Below are 19,090 nucleotides of genomic sequence, written 5' to 3' on the forward strand. Positions count from 1 at the left end.
TTATTTTTGTCTTAATAAGTCACGTATTTCAGTTAATAATACTGTATTAGCTTCAATTTCTTCCTCTTCTTCAGTTTCTTCTTTTCTCATAAGTGTATTAGCAATTTTTACGAAGATAAATAAAGCCGCTGCAACAATAATAAAGTCAATTATTGATTGAATGAACAAACCATATTTAATTCCCCAAAATTCCCAATCTTTAGCAAAGTCAACTGAACCAAAGATTTTACCGATTAAAGGCATGATGATGTAGTTAACTAGTGATGTAACGATTTTGTTAAAAGCAGCCCCCATAACAACTGCAATAGCTAAATCTAATACATTTCCTTTTAAGGCAAACTCCTTAAACTCTTTTAACATAAAATAAACTCCTTTCATTCATACAGAATAAAATATATTATACATCATATAAAATATTTAGTAAAACATATTTTTAACGAAATTTGCTTAAGAAAAAAGCCTTTGTTATTCTATTAATTAGAGTTATTGAAATATAGTTATATTATTTCTACGCACTTTGAAAATTTAATATGGGAATGAAAGGAGTATATTTATTATGAATTCTTCTTCTGAAGGAAACAAAAAAGGAAAGAAGTTTTCGCCGGTTTTCATCTATAGTGCTATTGTGGTAGCTATAGTAGTACTTATTGGTGCTATTTTACCGGAGCAATTTGATTCTATTACTAGTAATATCAGTAGTTGGATTACTGAAAAACTCGGTTGGTACTACATGATTCTAACTACTATTATCGTGTTCTTTTGTATATTCTTAATTTTTAGTCCAATTGGTAAACTTAAACTTGGTAAACCGGAGGATAAACCTGAATTTAATACAGTTTCTTGGTTTGCTATGTTATTTAGTGCTGGTATGGGTATTGGTTTAGTCTTTTATGGTGCAGCAGAGCCAATGGCAGATTTCGCAGCTCCACCAAATGCTGATCCTAAAACGACTGAAGCTTATACTGAATCATTACGTTCTACATTCTTCCACTGGGGATTCCACGCATGGGCTGTTTATGGTGTAGTAGCACTTGCATTAGCTTATTCTCAATTTAGAAAGAATGAACCAGGTTTAATTTCTAGAACGTTACGACCAATCTTAGGGGACAAAGTTGAAGGCCCTATTGGAACAATTATTGATGTTTTATCAGTATTCGCTACTGTAGTAGGTGTAGCAGTTTCATTAGGTATGGGTGCCTTACAAATCAATGGTGGTTTAAATTATCTATTTGGTATTCCAAATAATGTATTTGTACAATCAATCATCATTGTTGTTGTAACTATCTTATTCATTGCTAGTGCATGGTCAGGATTAAGTAAAGGTATCCAATATTTAAGTAACCTTAACATCGGTTTAGGTACTGTATTAATGATTATTGCTTTAATTATTGGACCAACTGTTTTAATCTTAAATATGTTTACTAGCTCAACAGGTAGTTTACTTAACACATTCTTATTTAACAGCTTTGATACAGCTGCGTTAAACCCTCAAAAACGTGAGTGGATGTCATCATGGACACTTTACTATTGGGGTTGGTGGCTAAGCTGGAGTCCATTCGTAGGTGTATTCATTGCACGAGTTTCTAAAGGACGTTCAATCCGTGAATTTATTTCAGGCGTCTTATTAGTACCTGCAATCGTAAGTTTCTTATGGTTCAGTGTATTTGGTGTCCTAGGTATTGAAACAGGTAAGAAACATCCTGAGCTATTCAAGATGACACCTGAAACTCAATTATTCGGTGTATTTAACCATGTACCATTAGGTATGGCGTTATCATTAGTTGCATTAGTATTAATCGCATCATTCTTTATTACTTCTGCCGATTCAGCTACTTTCGTATTAGGTATGCAAACAACTTATGGTTCACTTGAACCATCAGGTATAGTTAAAGTAACTTGGGGTGTTGCCCAATCACTTATCGCGTTTGTATTATTATTAGCTGGTGGAGGAGATGGTGCTGAAGCACTTAACGCAATTCAAAGTGCCGCAATCATCAGTGCCTTCCCATTCTCATTTGTTGTAATAATGATGATGATTAGTTTCTTCAAAGATGCTAACCAAGAACGAAAATTCTTAGGTTTAACGTTACAACCTAATGATGAAAGAATGAAAGATTATATTAAATATCAACATAAAAATGATGATACTGATATTTTAGAAAAACGTGAAGTGCATAAAGCTTCTGAAGTTGAAAGAAAATAATAAATTATTCTATGTAAAAAGCCTCGAAAGTATCATACTTTCGGGGTTTTTTATATGTGAAAATAAAAGTATTTACCATATGGCAATGAAAATCATTCTCAATTAATAATATTTACTTATTGCACTAAGTGTATATGATAAGTATTACTTATATACTCTGATTAAAAATGCGAAAGCTAAATAGTGTGAAAACTAGAGGTACAGAGTTGTTTTAAAAATCATATAATTATACAATTTAATTAAAGGCATATAATTATGAAATGTTAATATTCAAGGGGGATAAACATATGACTTCTAACATAAAAGAACAAGCTAAAAAAACGTTTGAAGTAAATGGTAAATCATATACTTATTATGATTTAAAAAGCTTAGAAGAACAGGGTTTAACCAAAATCAGTAAATTACCTTATTCAATTCGTGTTTTACTAGAATCAGTTTTAAGACAAGAAGATGATTTCGTTATTACTGATGAACACATTAAAGCTTTAGGTAATTTTGGCAACGAAGGTAATGAAGGGGAAGTTCCATTCAAACCATCTCGTGTTATCCTACAAGACTTTACTGGGGTGCCAGCTGTAGTTGATTTAGCATCTTTACGTAAAGCGATGAATGATGTTGGCGGGGATATTAATAAGATCAATCCTGAAGTGCCAGTAGATTTAGTTATCGACCACTCAGTACAAGTAGATAGCTATGCTAATCCTGATGCACTTGAACGAAATATGAAATTAGAGTTTGAAAGAAACTATGAACGTTATCAATTCTTAAACTGGGCAACTAAAGCATTTGATAACTATAATGCAGTACCTCCAGCAACTGGTATTGTACACCAAGTTAACTTAGAATATTTAGCAAATGTAGTACACGTACGTGACGTTGAGGGTGAACAAACGGCATTCCCTGATACATTAGTAGGTACAGACTCACATACGACAATGATTAATGGTATCGGCGTTCTAGGTTGGGGCGTTGGTGGTATCGAAGCTGAAGCGGGTATGCTTGGACAACCATCATATTTCCCAATTCCTGAAGTAATCGGTGTACGTTTAACAAATTCATTACCACAAGGTTCAACAGCTACTGACTTAGCTTTACGTGTAACTCAAGAATTACGTAAAAAAGGTGTAGTAGGCAAATTTGTAGAATTCTTTGGTCCAGGTGTTGCGGATTTACCATTAGCTGACCGTGCTACAATTGCTAATATGGCTCCAGAATATGGTGCAACTTGTGGTTTCTTCCCAGTAGATGAAGAATCACTTAAATACATGAAATTAACTGGTCGTTCAGAAGAACACGTCGAATTAGTTAAAGCATACTTAGAACAAAATAATATGTTCTTTACTGCGGATAAAGAAGATCCAGCTTACACTGATGTCATTGATTTAGATTTATCAACAGTAGAAGCTTCATTATCAGGTCCGAAACGTCCTCAAGATTTAATTTTCTTAAGTGACATGAAAGCAGAATTTGAGAAATCTGTTACTGCTCCAGCAGGTAACCAAGGCCATGGTTTAGATGAGAGCGAATTTGATAAGAAAGCTGAAATTCAATTTAAAGATGGCTCAACAGCTACAATGAAGACAGGTGATATTGCAATCGCTGCAATCACATCATGTACAAATACATCTAACCCATATGTTATGTTAGGTGCAGGCTTAGTAGCTAAGAAAGCTGTTGAAAAAGGTCTTAAAGTACCTGAATTTGTGAAAACATCATTAGCGCCAGGTTCAAAAGTAGTAACTGGTTACTTACGTGATTCAGGTTTACAAGAATATCTAGATGATTTAGGTTTCAACTTAGTAGGTTATGGTTGTACAACTTGTATCGGTAACTCAGGTCCTTTATTACCTGAAATTGAAAAAGCAATTGCAGATGAAGATTTATTAGTTACATCTGTTTTATCAGGTAACCGTAACTTTGAAGGTCGTATTCATCCATTAGTGAAAGCTAATTATTTAGCATCTCCTCAATTAGTAGTTGCTTACGCTTTAGCTGGTACAGTGGATATCGATTTACAAAATGACCCAATCGGTAAAGGTAAAGACGGAGAAGACGTATACTTAAATGATATTTGGCCTACAATTCAAGAAGTGGCTGATACAGTAGATAGTGTTGTAACTCCAGAGTTATTCTTAGAAGAATATAAAAACGTTTATAATAATAACGAAATGTGGAATGAAATCGATGTTACAGATGCACCACTATATGACTTCGATCCAAATTCAACATATATTCAAAACCCAACATTCTTCCAAGGCTTATCTAAAGAGCCTGGTACAATTGAACCATTAAAAGGTTTACGAGTAATGGGTAAATTTGGTGACTCAGTGACTACTGACCATATTTCTCCAGCAGGTGCTATCGGTAAAGATACGCCAGCAGGTAAATACTTATTAAGCCATGATGTTTCAATTCGTGACTTTAACTCTTATGGTTCACGTCGTGGTAACCATGAAGTAATGGTAAGAGGTACGTTTGCGAACATTCGTATTAAAAACCAATTAGCTCCAGGTACTGAAGGTGGCTTTACTACTTATTGGCCAACTGACGAAGTAATGCCAATTTATGATGCAGCTATGAAATATAAAGAAGACGGTACTGGCTTAGCGGTATTAGCTGGTAATGATTACGGTATGGGTTCTTCTCGTGACTGGGCTGCTAAAGGTACTAACTTACTAGGTGTTAAAACAGTTATCGCTCAAAGTTATGAACGTATCCACCGTTCTAACTTAGTAATGATGGGTGTGTTACCATTACAGTTCAAAGATGGAGAATCAGCTGATTCATTAGGTCTTGATGGTAGAGAAGAAATTTCTGTAGATATTAATGAAGATGTTAAACCACATGATATTGTGACGGTTCACGCTAAAAAAGAAAACGGCGATGTTGTTGATTTTGAAGCAATCGTACGTTTCGACTCATTAGTAGAATTAGACTACTATCGTCACGGTGGTATCTTACAAATGGTATTAAGAAATAAACTAGCACAATAAGATTAATTGTTAATAAGCCATGCCGACGTATATGTTGGCATGGCTTATTTGTGTTACTATTGAATTGTAAGATATTTGAAAAGAGGTACATAAATATGATTTACAGTATGACTGAAATTGAAGCTAGATATCAAGAAACAGATAAAATGGGTGTAATCTATCATGGCAATTACGCCACATGGTTTGAAGTAGCCCGTACAGATTATATTCGCAAGTTAGGTTTTAGTTATGCAGATATGGAAAAAGAAGGTATTATATCGCCTGTGATGGATTTACAAATTCAATATAAAAAATCTATCTTTTATCCTGAAAAAGTAAAAATTAAAACTTGGGTAGAACATTATTCGAGATTACGTTCACAATATAATTACGAAGTATATAATGAAAAAGGGGAATTAGCTACGACTGGCTCGACTCAACTGATTTGTATGAAAGCAAGCAACTTCAGACCAATTCGTTTAGATCGTTATTTCCCAGACTGGCATGAAACTTATAGTAAAGTTGAACAGCTAAATAAAGAAGGTAAAGACTTAGAAGTTACTAATAGCAAAGATTTAGATTTCTAATTACTTATCAATAAAGACCATGAGAGCATATCAAACTACTATCTCTCATGGTCTTATATTTAATATTATTCAATCATTAGTTAATTTTAGAATAGGCAATTTCATCATCGTGGTCTACTTTTTCAACAAGTACTTCATTATCTTCGAAATACCATAAGTCATCTTCTGCCACTACTACAATTAAATCATTGTAATTTTCTTCATAGCCAATTTCAACATCGTTTCGTGGTTCTACTCTGAATGCTGGGCTAAAACCTTGTTTAAGTTGGAATTCTCCACCATATCTAACATAAAACTGTAAAACTTTATTGTCTTCAGGTAAATCTAATTCATCTTTAAACCATTCTACAGCTTGATCAGATAATTTGATTTTCATTCTAGAATCCTCCTTGATTACCTATTTATTTTTATTTGACATAACTTTTATGAGAACTGTCAAAATTATAACATATTGTAACTTTTAAAAAACTTTATAAGCTTAAGCCGTTCATAATAATAAAAGAGAGCAAACTAGAAATCAAATTTAATTCTAAAGATTTCATTAGCTTGCTCTCAAATCAAAGTCAATTTTTAGACTAAGTTATACTATTTTTAGCTGGTCCGCTTCTATAATGAATAAGGAGATTACATCCACTTAATTTTAGGTTCTTCTCCTTTAAAGATTCTTACAATATTACTTCGGTGTCTTACAATTAAGATAATAGAAACAAATAAACTCATCCAGAATAAAATATAGTCATGTATGAATAAAGAACCAATCACACAACTAATTGCTGCGATGATACTTGAAAGTGATACATATTTTGAAAGGTAAAGTACACCAAAGAAGATAATAGCTAATACAAGTAATAATATAGGATTAACCCCTAGAACTACACCAGCACTTGTCGCTACAGCTTTACCGCCTTTAAACTTAAGATAAACAGGATAGACGTGACCTAAAATAGCAAACAGACCAACAATTAAACCGTGCGTGAAGAACGTGCTAAGTGGTCCATCAGCATGCACTGGAAACCATATTGGGAAGAATACAGTTATAAATCCTTTGAATATATCTAGGAAAGTAACTATAAAGCCTGCTGGTTTACCAAGCACACGGAAACTATTTGTTGCGCCTGTATTTCCGCTTCCAAATTGTCTTATATCTTTTTTGAAAAAGAGCTTCCCTATAACATACCCATTAGGAATAGCACCAATGAGATAGCTAAGAATTAACATAAGCACTATCATCATATAACTTTACACATCCTTTAATAACTTAGATTTATTTTACCATAATCTACGAGTTAACAACGACTGAAAACTAAAAAATGTTTATTACATCTGTATTAATCTTTATAGTGTATAACTCATACTTGCAATTTAACTTAATTTATATAAAAATATCTATTGTATAGTTTTTAAAACGAACGTACGTTTGTAGGAGGCGAACAGATTGACGACGAAAAAAACAAATCACTACTCAGATGATTCTATCCAAGTGTTAGAGGGATTGGAAGCGGTTAGAAAACGTCCAGGTATGTATATAGGATCTACTGATAAGCGAGGATTACATCATTTAGTATATGAAATTGTCGATAACTCCGTCGACGAAGTATTAAATGGTTATGGGAATGAAATTGATGTAACAATCAATCAAGATAATAGTATTTCAATTCAAGATAATGGACGTGGTATGCCTACTGGTATGCATTCATCAGGTAAGCCTACTGTAGAAGTAATATTTACGGTCTTACATGCAGGCGGTAAATTTGGTCAAGGTGGCTATAAAACATCAGGCGGTTTACATGGTGTAGGTGCTTCAGTAGTAAATGCTTTAAGTGAATGGTTAGAGGTTGAAATACATAGGGACGGAAATATTTACAAACAAAGCTTTAAAGATGGTGGTTTACCAGCCTCAGGTTTAGTTAAAGCTGGTAAAACAAAGAGAACAGGAACTAAAGTTACATTTAAGCCTGATCCAGAAATTTTTAAAGCTACGACAACGTTCAATTTCGATACTTTGAGTGAACGTTTACAAGAATCCGCTTTCTTATTAAAAAATCTTAAAATTACGTTAACTGATTTACGTAGCGGTAAAGAAAAAGAAGAAATATACCATTATGAAGAAGGAATTAAAGAATTTGTAAGTTATATTAACGAAGGCAAAGAGACTTTACATGATGTAACGACATTTACTGGCGCTGCTAATGGTATTGAAGTCGATGTAGCATTTCAATATAACGATCAATACTCTGAAAGTATTTTAAGTTTTGTAAACAACGTACGTACTAAAGATGGTGGAACACATGAAGTAGGATTTAAAACTGCAATGACTCGTGTGTTCAATGATTATGCAAGACGCATTAATGAACTAAAAGAGAAAGATAAAAACTTAGATGGTAATGATATTCGTGAAGGTTTAACTGCAGTTATTTCAGTGCGCATTCCTGAAGAATTATTACAGTTTGAAGGACAAACTAAATCTAAATTAGGTACATCTGAAGCGCGTAGTGCCGTCGATTCAGTGGTTTCAGAGAAACTTCCGTTTTATTTGGAGGAAAAAGGTCAATTATCTAAATCACTTGTTAAAAAAGCGATTAAAGCACAACAAGCTAGAGAAGCGGCACGTAAAGCACGTGAAGATGCACGCTCTGGTAAAAAGAATAAGCGTAAAGATACATTACTATCAGGTAAGTTAACACCTGCCCAAAGTAAAAATACAGATAAGAATGAATTATACCTAGTTGAGGGTGACTCTGCCGGTGGTTCTGCTAAACTTGGTAGAGATCGTAAATTCCAAGCTATCTTGCCATTAAGAGGTAAAGTGATTAATACTGAGAAAGCCCGTCTTGAAGACGTTTTCAAAAATGAAGAAATTAATACGATTATTCATACCATTGGCGCTGGTGTTGGTAACGACTTTAAATTAGAAGATAGTAACTATAATAGAGTCATTATAATGACCGATGCCGATACAGATGGTGCGCATATCCAAGTATTATTACTAACATTCTTCTTTAAATATATGAAACCGCTAGTACAAGCGGGTAGAGTATTTATTGCTTTACCACCATTATATAAATTGGAAAAAGGTAAAGGTAAGTCTAAGAAAGTGGAATATGCTTGGACAGATGATGAACTTGAAAAGCTTCAGAAGAAACTTGGTAAAGGTTTCATGTTACAACGTTATAAAGGTTTAGGTGAGATGAATCCTGAACAATTATGGGAAACAACTATGAATCCTGAAACTAGAACGTTGATTCGTGTGCAAATTGAAGATGAAATGCGTTCATCTAAACGTGTAACGACGTTAATGGGAGATAAAGTTGCACCACGTCGTGAATGGATTGAAAGCCATGTAGAATTTGGTATGCAAGAAGATCAAAGCATATTAGATAATACTGAAGTCCAAGTCTTAGAAACTGAAGAATATACTGAGGAGGAAGGAAATTGAGTGAGATAATTCAAGATTTATCACTTGAAGACGTGATAGGCGACCGTTTTGGAAGATATAGTAAATATATTATTCAAGAACGTGCGCTGCCAGATGTTCGTGATGGTTTAAAACCTGTGCAACGCAGAATTTTATTTGCAATGTATAGTAGTGGAAATACTTATGATAAGAACTTCCGTAAAAGTGCTAAAACTGTGGGGGATGTTATTGGTCAATATCATCCTCATGGTGACTCTTCAGTTTATGATGCAATGGTACGTTTAAGTCAAGACTGGAAATTACGTCATGTCTTAGTAGAGATGCATGGTAATAATGGTAGTATCGATAATGACCCACCTGCAGCGATGCGTTATACTGAGGCGAAATTAAGTCAGTTATCTGAGGAATTAGTGCGTGATATCAATAAAGAAACTGTAGCGTTTGTATCTAACTATGATGATACAACGTTAGAGCCTATGGTATTGCCTGCACGTTTTCCAAATTTATTAGTTAATGGTTCAACAGGGATTTCTTCAGGTTATGCGACTGATATTCCTCCTCATAATTTGGGGGAAGTAATTCAAGCTACGTTAAAATATATCGATAATCCTGATATTTCTGTAAGTCAGCTTATGAAATACATTAAAGGCCCGGACTTTCCAACTGGTGGTATTGTGCAAGGTATTGATGGTATTAAGAAAGCTTATGAAACTGGTAAAGGTAAAGTCATTGTACGTTCAAAAGTAGACATAGAATCATTGCGTAATGGTCGTCAACAATTAATCGTTACAGAAATTCCTTATGAAGTTAATAAAAGTTCACTTGTTAAACGTATCGATGAGTTACGTGCGGATAAAAAGGTCGATGGTATTGTAGAAGTACGAGATGAGACAGACCGTACTGGTTTAAGAATTGCCATTGAATTGAAAAAAGATGTCAATGCTGAGTCCATTAAGAACTACCTTTTCAAGAATTCAGATTTACAAATCGCTTATAACTTTAATATGGTGGCAATTAGTAATGGTCGTCCTCAGTTAATGGGAATTCGTCAGATTATTGATAGTTATCTTGGACACCAAATTGATGTTGTAACGAATCGTACGAAATTTGACCTCGAACATGCAGAAAAGCGTATGCATATCGTTGAAGGTTTAATGAAAGCATTATCTATTCTAGACGATGTGATTGAGCTAATCCGTAGTTCTAAAAACAAAAAAGATGCTAAAGATAATTTAGTGGCTAAATTTGATTTCACTGAAGCACAAGCGGAAGCGATTGTTATGTTGCAATTATACCGTTTAACAAATACAGATATTGTTTCACTTGAAAATGAATTTAACGAATTAAAAGAAGTTATTAAAGAATATCATCATATTTTAGATAATCATGATGCATTATTGGATGTTATCAAAAACGAATTAACAGATATTAGAAAACGATTTAAGTCAGATCGTTTATCAACAATTGAAGCGGAAATCGCAGAAATTAAAATTGATAAAGAAGTAATGGTACCTAGTGAAGAAGTCATCTTAAGTGTGACACGCCAAGGATACATTAAACGTACATCTACGCGTAGTTTTAATGCGAGTGGCGTCACTGAAGTAGGTTTAAAAGATGGCGACAGTCTGCTTAAGTATCAAACTGTTAATACACAAGATACGGCCTTAGTATTTACAAATAAAGGTAGATATTTATTTATTCCGGTTCATAAATTAGCAGATATACGTTGGAAAGAGTTAGGACAGCATGTATCTCAAATTGTGCCATTAGAAGATAATGAAACTGTTGTAGATGTATATAATGAGAATGATTTCAAAGATGACGCGTATTACGTTATGGCAACACGTAACGGCATGATTAAACGAAGCGGCGTACCATTATTTAAGACGACGCGTTATAATAAGCCATTAGTTGCGATGAAAGTCAAAGATAATGATGAAATCATCAATGTTATTCGATTAAGTGAAGATCAACTCATCACTGTATTAACACACAAGGGTATGTCATTAACCTATTCAACATCTGAATTATCAGATACTGGGTTGAGAGCAGCAGGTGTTAAATCTATTAACTTAAAAGACGAAGATTATGTCGTGATGACTGAAGCAGTTGGCCCAGATAATACTATTATTATGGCGACTCAAAGAGGCGCAGTGAAACGTATTAAATTTACAGTTTTACAAGAAGCTAAACGTGCGCAAAGAGGTATCACATTACTTAAAGAATTAAAGAAAAATCCACATCGCCTTGTAGCGGGTCATGTAGTTAACAATGAAGTAACATATACTTTAGTTTCAGCAATGCATTCTGAAACAGGTCAGATTTCTGATATTCACGAATCTGAACAATATACTAATGGATCATTTATTGTAGATACAAATGAGTTTGGTAACGTGATAGATCTAACACTTAGCGAATAAAATTTGAAAATTTATATTTTCAAGCTATTGATAAAATGATAAACTAAATTTTGTTATTTTAACATTTTGTAATTAACAAGAGATTTATATTGTTTTTGGGTAAAATTTTAAAAGCATGTGAGTGATGACTGGTGCTTAATGATTTTATTCAATTTAATATAAATCTCTTGTAGTGTATTTAAGATTTTATTAAAGAATAGATTAGGAGGATTTCATTGAGCGATTTCGATAGTTTAATTCCTGGATGGTTCAAATCAATTGTTCAGGTAGGAAATGATTTAATATGGTCTCAATATCTTATTGGACTATTATTAACAGTAGGTGTATTCTTCACTATTAGTTCTAAATTTATTCAGTTACGTATGTTACCTGAAATGTTTAGAGCGTTAACAGAGAAGCCTGAAACATTAAATAGTGGGGAAAAGGGTATTTCTCCATTCCAAGCATTTGCGATTAGCGCAGGTTCACGTGTAGGTACTGGTAATATTGCCGGTGTAGCTACTGCAATTGTGTTAGGTGGCCCTGGTGCAGTATTTTGGATGTGGGTTATTGCTTTTATTGGTGCAGCGAGTGCCTTTATAGAAGCGACTTTAGCGCAAATTTATAAAGTACATGATAAAGAAGGTGGCTTCCGCGGAGGTCCAGCATATTACATAACTAAAGGTTTAAACCAAAAATGGTTAGGTATTCTATTTGCTATTTTAATTACAATAACGTTTGCATTTGTATTTAATACAGTGCAATCAAACACTATCGCTGAATCATTAAAAACACAGTATAATGTAAGCCCTGTTATTACAGGTATTATTTTAGCTGTTATTACTGCAATCATCATCTTTGGTGGTGTACGTAGTATCGCAACGTTATCATCATTAATTGTGCCAATTATGGCTATTATTTATATTGGTATGGTTTTAATCATTTTACTTTTAAACATTGATCAAATTATTCCAATGATTGGTACAATTATTAAAAGTGCTTTTGGTTTAGAACAAGTTACTGGTGGCGCAGTTGGTGCTGCTATTTTACAAGGTATTAAACGTGGCTTATTCTCTAACGAAGCTGGTATGGGTTCTGCACCTAATGCAGCAGCGACTGCAGCAGTGCCTCACCCTGTGAAACAAGGTTTAATTCAATCACTAGGTGTATTCTTTGACACAATGTTAGTATGTACAGCAACTGCAATTATGATTTTATTATATTCTGGTTTAAAATTTGGCGAAAATGCACCTCAAGGTGTAGAAGTAACACAATCTGCATTAAATGAACATTTAGGTTCAGCAGGTGGTATTTTCTTAACTATAGCTATTACGTTATTTGCGTTCTCTTCTGTAGTAGGTAACTATTATTACGGTCAATCTAATATTGAATTCTTATCTAATAACAAGGTAATATTATTTATCTTTAGATGTTTAGTTGTTGTTTTAGTATTTGTTGGTGCAGTTGTAAAAACTGAAACAGTATGGAGCACTGCCGACTTATTCATGGGATTAATGGCTATCGTAAACTTAATTTCAATTATAGGATTGTCAAATATAGCTATCGCAGTGATTAAAGATTACCAACGTCAACGTAAAGCAGGTCAGAAACCTGTATTTAAACCTGAGAATTTAGAAATTAACTTATTTGGTATTGAAACTTGGGGGCGAGAAAATAAGATTCCTAAAAACCACTAAGTTATCATTTTTATAATATTAGTTTCATCATAATGATATACCCCTTTCAGAGTAAGCTCTTTCTATGAAAGAATTTCTTTGAAAGGGGGATTTTTGGTTTGGAGAGATATCTTTTCAATTGTAGTGTTTAGCTATATAATTTTAATCATAAAAAAAGAAAGGTGATTATGATGAGCGAGTATTACATTTCCAAGACTTTAAATAATAACGTCATCATATGCACTAATAATAATCAACAAGAGGTCATTCTAATAGGTAAAGGTATCGGATTTAATAAAAAACCTGGCATGACACTAGATGATAATGCTTCAATTGAAAAAGTTTATAAATTAGAGCAAAAACAACAACAAGAATATTATAAATCTTTAATAGAATTAGCTGATGAAGCTGTCATACATGCTATTATCGAAGCGGTTAATTTTATTACAAGTAAAATCAATACTACTGATGATAAAAATCTAGTCGTAGCGTTAACTGATCATATTATTTTTGCATATAAAAGACTTAAACAAAATCAAGTGATAAATAATCCTTTCGCAATGGAAACGATGCATTTATATAGCGAGGCTTACACGATCGCAAGCCAAGTAATAGAGCGATTGAATAAACAGTTAGATGTTGAATTTCCTCGTGATGAAATAGGCTTTATAGCCCTTCATATTGCTTCTAATACTGAAGATTTATCCATCCATGAAATGTCACTCATTAATAAATTAATTAGTAAAAGTATTTTAATTATTGAGAATGATTTAGGCCATGAAATTAATAATCAAACCGTGCAATATCAACGATTTATTAGACATGTTCAATTCCTTATACGTCGATTAAATAAACAAGAACATCTTCAAGCGCAAGAGGTCTTTATTAACATGGTTAAACAACATTATGCTAATTGTTATAATACGGCATTTAAAATTTCAAAAATGATTCAAAAACATATTAATGTTCCCGTAGATGAGTCTGAAATAGTGTATTTAACATTACATATTTATCATTTTGAAACTCAAATTACTACTTAAAACATAAATACAAATGGAGTTATTTCATGATATGATGATAATTAGTTGATGTTTACAATTAAGCATCACTTAAATAATTCAAAAGTTTATATTTGTTAGTTAAGGTATGGTGAAAAACATGACAACTGAACAACAACAAGTTGAAGAAAAGAAGTCGAAAAAACTAACCTTTTCTGAAACGCGTTTTATGAAATTTTTAGGTGGTAAAGATTTATTATTTGCCTTAGTTTCACTAGTGTTACTTGGTATTGTAATATTTATTTTTGATAAAGTTTCTTATGTTTTCCATCCCTTTATCATTGTATTTAATACAATTGTAGCACCTATCATTGTGTCACTTATTTTATTTTATTTAATCAACCCTATTATTAATTTGATGGAACGGTATAATATTCCAAGATTACTTGGCATTATTATTGTCTTTTTAGTCATTGCAGGCGGCGCTACTCTTATCGTTAATTTACTAATCCCGCTTATCGGTGATCAAATAACGCGATTAGTCAAAAACTTCCCGAAATATGTTGAAAAGTTTAATGAGTTGATTGATAAAGTGACTCATTTTTCATTCCTGTCTTCATTTTATAGTCAAATACAAGATGGGCTAGACTCGTTCTCAAATAAAGTACCTACACTTGTTTCAAACTATTTCGATGGATTTAGTACTAAAATTATGTCGTTTGCTGAAACAATCGTAAATGTGGGTGTTGTTATTGTAACGACACCATTCGTATTATTCTTTATGTTAAAAGACGGCCATAGATTTAAGGACTATAGTACAAAGATAATGCCTCCAAAATTCAGAAAAGATTACCATGATTTAATTGAAAAAATGAGCGTTCAAGTTGGTTCATATATTCAAGGACAAATTATTGTATCATTCTGTATTGGGATTTTATTATTTATAGGTTATAGCATTATTGGATTAGATTACGGTTTAGTATTGGCTTCAATCGCAGCAGTAACAAGTGTTGTGCCTTATCTAGGACCAACGATTGCGATTTCACCGGCTATTGTTATTGCGTTAATTACTTCTCCATTTATGCTATTGAAATTAATTATCGTATGGACACTCGTTCAATTCTTTGAAGGCCACTTCATTTCTCCTAATATTATGGGTAAAACGTTGAAGATTCATCCACTTACAATTATCTTTATCTTATTAAGTGCCGGAAATTTACTTGGTGTGGTAGGGGTTATACTAGGTATTCCTGGTTATGCTATTTTGAAAGTGTTAGTGTCACATCTCTTTTTATTATTTAAACGTCGTTATAATAAGTATTATGGTGATGATGCTGGTCAATACGAAATTAAACAAGAAGAACATAAAAATTTTACTGAAGCGGAATAATTTAATTTTTAAGTCATAACAAGTGAATTTCATTTGTTGTGACTTTTTTATTTTGTTGAAACGAAAGCGTAAGGATTTATTCTTCACAAGATAGTTTTACATTACAATTCTGTTAGCTTAATTAAAGTGTCAGTATATGTTCATTCTAAAAAAGGTATGATATATTTTTAATTAACTTAAGATAAAGGATAGAAGTGAAATAATGACTGAAGAATTTAAAAATAGAATTTTATCAATATTAAAATTTGTATTTGCAGCCGTGTTATTTATTGCCGTAGTGGTTACGTTATATCACGAGTTAGCTAATATTAATTTTAAAGAAACGTTAGAATCATTTGGTAAAATCAATCGCTGGCATTTAATTGGATTATTTATTTGTGGTGGCGCTTCGATGATATTACTAAGTCTCTATGACTTAATACTTGTTAAAGCGCTTAAACTCGATATCGCATTGTCGAGAGTCTTTAGATTGAGTTATATCATTAATGCTTTCAATGCAATTGTAGGCTTTGGTGGTTTTATCGGAGCTGGATTTAGAGCGTTTGTATATAAAAACTATACCTCTGATAGAAAGAAACTCGTTCATGCGATTTCAATCATTCTTGTATCCATGTTAACAGGATTAAGTTTACTCTCTATATTGGTGGTATTACATATCTTTAATGCTTCCCACATTCTTAACAAAATTGGTTGGGTAAGATGGATACTCTATGTTGTTGCTTTATTCTTACCTATATTTATTGCTTACACAATCATCAAGCCTATTGATCAACGCAACAAGTTTTTAGGCGTTTATTGTACATTAGTGTCAAGTATGGAATGGATAGCTGCAGCGGTAGTACTATATCTATCTACTGTGATCGTTAATAGCCATGTAGCATTTACGACAGTTATCGGTATTTTTATCATTGCCGCTTTAGCTGGATTAGTAAGTTTTATCCCTGGAGGCTTTGGGGCATTCGATTTAGTTGTCTTACTTGGCTTGAAATCTCTAGGTGTACCAGAAGAGAAAGTGTTATTAGCATTATTACTATATCGTTTTGCGTATTATTTTGTTCCAGTAATTATCGCACTGATTCTATCTACCTTTGAATTTGGTTCTTCTGCGCGTAAATACTTTGAAGAATCTAAATATTATGCACCAGCTAAAGATGTCACATCGTTTTTATTTTCTTATCAAAAAGATATCGTGTCGAAGATTCCCTCATTTGCATTATCAATTCTCGTATTACTAACAAGTATTATCTTCTTTATTAACAATATTACGATTGTATATGATGGCCTTTATGATGCAGATCACTTTATTTATTATATTGTGTTATCGATTCATACAAGTGCTTGTTTGTTATTATTGATTAATGTGAAGGGGATTTTTAAACAAAGTAGAAGAGCGATTATCTTCGTCATGATTGCGTTAGTTTTAATCTTTGTTGCAACAATGTATACGTACGCTTCATTTATTTTACTAGCATGGTTAGTACTTATCTTTATCTTGCTTATCTTGGCGTATCGACGTGCTAGAGTATTAAAACGTCCGTTTAGATTAAAGAATGTATTTTTAACGTTACTATTCAGTATTATCGTTTTATACATTAATCATTTAATTATTTCAGAAACTTTATATGCTTTAGATATTTATCATATTGAGATGGATACGTCACTATTAAAATATTATTTCTGGTTAACCATTTTAGTCGTCATCATTATTGTAGGTCTTATCGAATGGTTATTAGAAATTCGTTTTACTAGACCGCACAAAGTTGAAGATTTATCTCAATGTCAATCCATTATTGAAACTTATGGTGGGAATTATCTTAGTCATTTAATCTATAGTGGAGATAAAGATATATTTATGCATGAGAATGAACAAGCTTTCTTAATGTATCGTTATAAATCTAATGCATTAGTCGTCTTAGGCGATCCTATTGGAGATACGGCTTCATTCCAATCTTTATTAATTACGTTTTATAATTATGCTGAAAAGTTAGGCTATGACATTATTTTCTATCAAGTTTCTGATAGATTCATGCCACTTTATCATAATTTTGGAAATCAATTTTTCAAACTTGGAGAAGAAGCTATTATTGACTTAACCCAATTTACTACCTCAGGTAAAAAACGTCGAGGCTTCCGTGCCACGTTAAATAAATTTAGTGATTTAAATATTCAATTCGAAATTGTTGAACCTCCATTTTCAAAAGAATTATTTAATGAACTTAAAGAGGTAAGTGACCAATGGTTAGATGGTCGTAATGAAATGCATTTCTCTGTAGGTCAATTTACAGAAGACTATTTAAAAGAAGCACCTATTGGTATTATGAAGAACGAAGAAGGCAAGATTATTGCGTTCTGTAGTTTAATGCCAACACATTATAATGAAGCAATTTCAGTAGACTTAATTAGATGGTTACCAGATTTAGATTTACCATTGATGGATGGCTTATACTTGCATATGCTGTTATGGGGAAAAGAAAAAGGCTATAAAGCATTTAATATGGGAATGGCGACTTTATCTAATGTAGGACAATTAGATTATTCATATCCTAGAGAGCGTGTTGCAGGGCGTGTGTTTGAACACTTTAATGGTTTATATCGCTTCCAAGGTTTGCGTAAATATAAGGAAAAGTATAGCCCTAATTGGGAACCAAGATTTTTAGTTTATCGTAGAGATAGTTCGTTAGTATATAGCATGATGAAAGTCATGAGAGTCATTAGACATAAATAGATAAGTTAACATGAAAGAAGACATCCTACTGAAGTGTCAATGATTACACACTTAGTATGGATGTCTTTTTTAGATTATAAATTGGGTTTATAATTTGCACGGTCTTGTTGTTCTTGTGCATAACGTTCTGGGTTCTTTTTATAAAAATCTTGATGATACTCTTCAGCTTTGTAAAAAGTTGAAGCGGGTAATATTTTTGTAGCAATTGCTTTCTCAGCATGTAATGTATCTTGTAACTGTTGAATGTATTCTTCAGCCAGTTTCTTTTGATCATCATTTGTATAGAAAATAGCGGTTTTATATTGTGAACCTCTATCTTGGAATTGTCCTTCAGCATCTAATGGATCAATCACTGAAAAGAAAATTTCTAATAATTTATTATATGAGAATAGCGCTACATCATATTCAACTTTTACGGTTTCATAATGGCCGGTTGTACCGCTTTTCACTTCTTCATAGGTAGGGTTCTCTGTTGTTCCTCCCATATATCCAGAGGTAACTGTTTCTATACCATCGAATTGATCGAAAGGTTTAGTCATGCACCAGAAACACCCACCAGCAAAATATGCTGTATTAATATTCATTTACGCCATCCTTTCATTAGACCTTAGTCCCATTTATCTAAAAAGCACTTGATTTTTTAAGATAAGTTCTTTAACTTTAGTATATATAAATTATAGTACATAGATATATAATTTTGAAGATTTTAAACACAAGGTAGGTAA

Annotated in this window: 13 protein-coding genes; 9 read left to right on the forward strand and 4 right to left on the reverse strand. The window is 32.7% G+C overall.

The window, feature by feature from the left end; genetic code table 11:
* The gene (gene mscL / locus LIX58_RS09955; RefSeq protein ID WP_126566799.1) at nt 1–360 is read right to left on the reverse strand and encodes a large conductance mechanosensitive channel protein MscL; all 360 of its coding nucleotides are present in this window, start codon (nt 358–360) and stop codon (nt 1–3) included.
* A gap of 196 nt (nt 361–556) precedes the next feature.
* Here mscL and LIX58_RS09960 point away from each other — a divergent pair, with 196 nt between their 5' ends.
* The 3 genes from LIX58_RS09960 (at nt 557) to menI (ending at nt 5,762) form a co-directional block, all read left to right on the forward strand.
* Nucleotides 557–2,203, forward strand: coding sequence for a BCCT family transporter (locus LIX58_RS09960; protein WP_154836754.1), 1,647 nt, complete (start codon nt 557–559; stop codon nt 2,201–2,203).
* A 287-nt stretch (nt 2,204–2,490) separates the two neighbouring features.
* Nucleotides 2,491–5,196, forward strand: a complete 2,706-nt coding sequence (gene acnA, locus LIX58_RS09965) for an aconitate hydratase AcnA (RefSeq protein WP_154836756.1) — start codon at nt 2,491–2,493, stop codon at nt 5,194–5,196.
* Between the two features lie 95 nt (nt 5,197–5,291).
* Nucleotides 5,292–5,762, forward strand: coding sequence for a 1,4-dihydroxy-2-naphthoyl-CoA hydrolase MenI (gene menI, locus LIX58_RS09970; RefSeq protein ID WP_154836758.1), 471 nt, complete (start codon nt 5,292–5,294; stop codon nt 5,760–5,762).
* 76 nt (nt 5,763–5,838) lie between these two features.
* Here the strand turns inward: menI and LIX58_RS09975 are convergent, their stop codons facing one another.
* Nucleotides 5,839–6,138 carry a HesB/YadR/YfhF family protein gene (locus LIX58_RS09975; protein WP_126566807.1) on the reverse strand — a complete coding sequence of 100 codons (300 nt, stop codon included), beginning with the start codon at nt 6,136–6,138 and terminating at the stop codon, nt 5,839–5,841.
* A 248-nt stretch (nt 6,139–6,386) separates the two neighbouring features.
* Nucleotides 6,387–6,995 carry a glycerol-3-phosphate 1-O-acyltransferase PlsY gene (gene plsY / locus LIX58_RS09980; protein ID WP_126566809.1) on the reverse strand — a complete coding sequence of 203 codons (609 nt, stop codon included), beginning with the start codon at nt 6,993–6,995 and terminating at the stop codon, nt 6,387–6,389.
* A 202-nt stretch (nt 6,996–7,197) separates the two neighbouring features.
* On the opposite strand from plsY, the gene parE reads away from it, so the two are divergent.
* The 6 genes from parE (at nt 7,198) to mprF (ending at nt 18,365) form a co-directional block, all read left to right on the forward strand.
* The gene (gene parE / locus LIX58_RS09985) at nt 7,198–9,198 is read left to right on the forward strand and encodes a DNA topoisomerase IV subunit B (protein ID WP_154836760.1); all 2,001 of its coding nucleotides are present in this window, start codon (nt 7,198–7,200) and stop codon (nt 9,196–9,198) included.
* Nucleotides 9,195–11,597 carry a DNA topoisomerase IV subunit A gene (parC, locus tag LIX58_RS09990; RefSeq protein ID WP_126566814.1) on the forward strand — a complete coding sequence of 801 codons (2,403 nt, stop codon included), beginning with the start codon at nt 9,195–9,197 and terminating at the stop codon, nt 11,595–11,597. The genes parE and parC overlap by 4 nt, the downstream gene beginning before the upstream one ends.
* 215 nt (nt 11,598–11,812) lie before the next feature.
* The gene (locus tag LIX58_RS09995; RefSeq protein ID WP_126566815.1) at nt 11,813–13,273 is read left to right on the forward strand and encodes an alanine/glycine:cation symporter family protein; all 1,461 of its coding nucleotides are present in this window, start codon (nt 11,813–11,815) and stop codon (nt 13,271–13,273) included.
* Between the two features lie 170 nt (nt 13,274–13,443).
* Nucleotides 13,444–14,292: a glucose PTS transporter transcription antiterminator GlcT gene (glcT, locus tag LIX58_RS10000; protein WP_126566816.1), complete on the forward strand. Its 849-nt coding sequence runs from the start codon at nt 13,444–13,446 to the stop codon at nt 14,290–14,292.
* Nucleotides 14,293–14,410: 118 nt separating this feature from the next.
* Nucleotides 14,411–15,640 carry an AI-2E family transporter gene (locus LIX58_RS10005; protein WP_126566817.1) on the forward strand — a complete coding sequence of 410 codons (1,230 nt, stop codon included), beginning with the start codon at nt 14,411–14,413 and terminating at the stop codon, nt 15,638–15,640.
* Between the two features lie 202 nt (nt 15,641–15,842).
* On the forward strand, nt 15,843–18,365 hold the full coding sequence (gene mprF / locus LIX58_RS10010; RefSeq protein ID WP_154836762.1) for a bifunctional lysylphosphatidylglycerol flippase/synthetase MprF: 2,523 nt from the start codon (nt 15,843–15,845) through the stop codon (nt 18,363–18,365).
* Nucleotides 18,366–18,439: 74 nt separating this feature from the next.
* On the opposite strand, the gene msrA is transcribed toward mprF, so the two are convergent.
* Entirely contained in the window at nt 18,440–18,949 is a 510-nt protein-coding gene (gene msrA, locus LIX58_RS10015; protein WP_126566819.1) for a peptide-methionine (S)-S-oxide reductase MsrA, read from the reverse strand.
* Between the last annotated feature and the right edge of the window lie 141 nt (nt 18,950–19,090).

The sequence above is a fragment of the Staphylococcus sp. Marseille-Q1834 genome, from assembly GCF_916858875.1.
GTDB classification, from domain to species: Bacteria; Bacillota; Bacilli; order Staphylococcales; family Staphylococcaceae; genus Staphylococcus; species Staphylococcus pragensis.

What these genes read in the sequence shown, in the direction of transcription:
- mprF (WP_154836762.1), top strand. Translation starts at nt 15,843, where the DNA reads ATGACTGAAGAATTTAAAAATAGAATTTTATCAATATTAAAATTTGTA.
- LIX58_RS10005 (WP_126566817.1), top strand. Translation starts at nt 14,411, where the DNA reads ATGACAACTGAACAACAACAAGTTGAAGAAAAGAAGTCGAAAAAACTA.
- LIX58_RS09960 (WP_154836754.1), top strand. Translation starts at nt 557, where the DNA reads ATGAATTCTTCTTCTGAAGGAAACAAAAAAGGAAAGAAGTTTTCGCCG.
- glcT (WP_126566816.1), top strand. Translation starts at nt 13,444, where the DNA reads ATGAGCGAGTATTACATTTCCAAGACTTTAAATAATAACGTCATCATA.
- LIX58_RS09975 (WP_126566807.1), bottom strand. Translation starts at nt 6,138, where the DNA reads ATGAAAATCAAATTATCTGATCAAGCTGTAGAATGGTTTAAAGATGAA.
- mscL (WP_126566799.1), bottom strand. Translation starts at nt 360, where the DNA reads ATGTTAAAAGAGTTTAAGGAGTTTGCCTTAAAAGGAAATGTATTAGAT.
- plsY (WP_126566809.1), bottom strand. Translation starts at nt 6,995, where the DNA reads ATGATGATAGTGCTTATGTTAATTCTTAGCTATCTCATTGGTGCTATT.
- acnA (WP_154836756.1), top strand. Translation starts at nt 2,491, where the DNA reads ATGACTTCTAACATAAAAGAACAAGCTAAAAAAACGTTTGAAGTAAAT.
- menI (WP_154836758.1), top strand. Translation starts at nt 5,292, where the DNA reads ATGATTTACAGTATGACTGAAATTGAAGCTAGATATCAAGAAACAGAT.
- msrA (WP_126566819.1), bottom strand. Translation starts at nt 18,949, where the DNA reads ATGAATATTAATACAGCATATTTTGCTGGTGGGTGTTTCTGGTGCATG.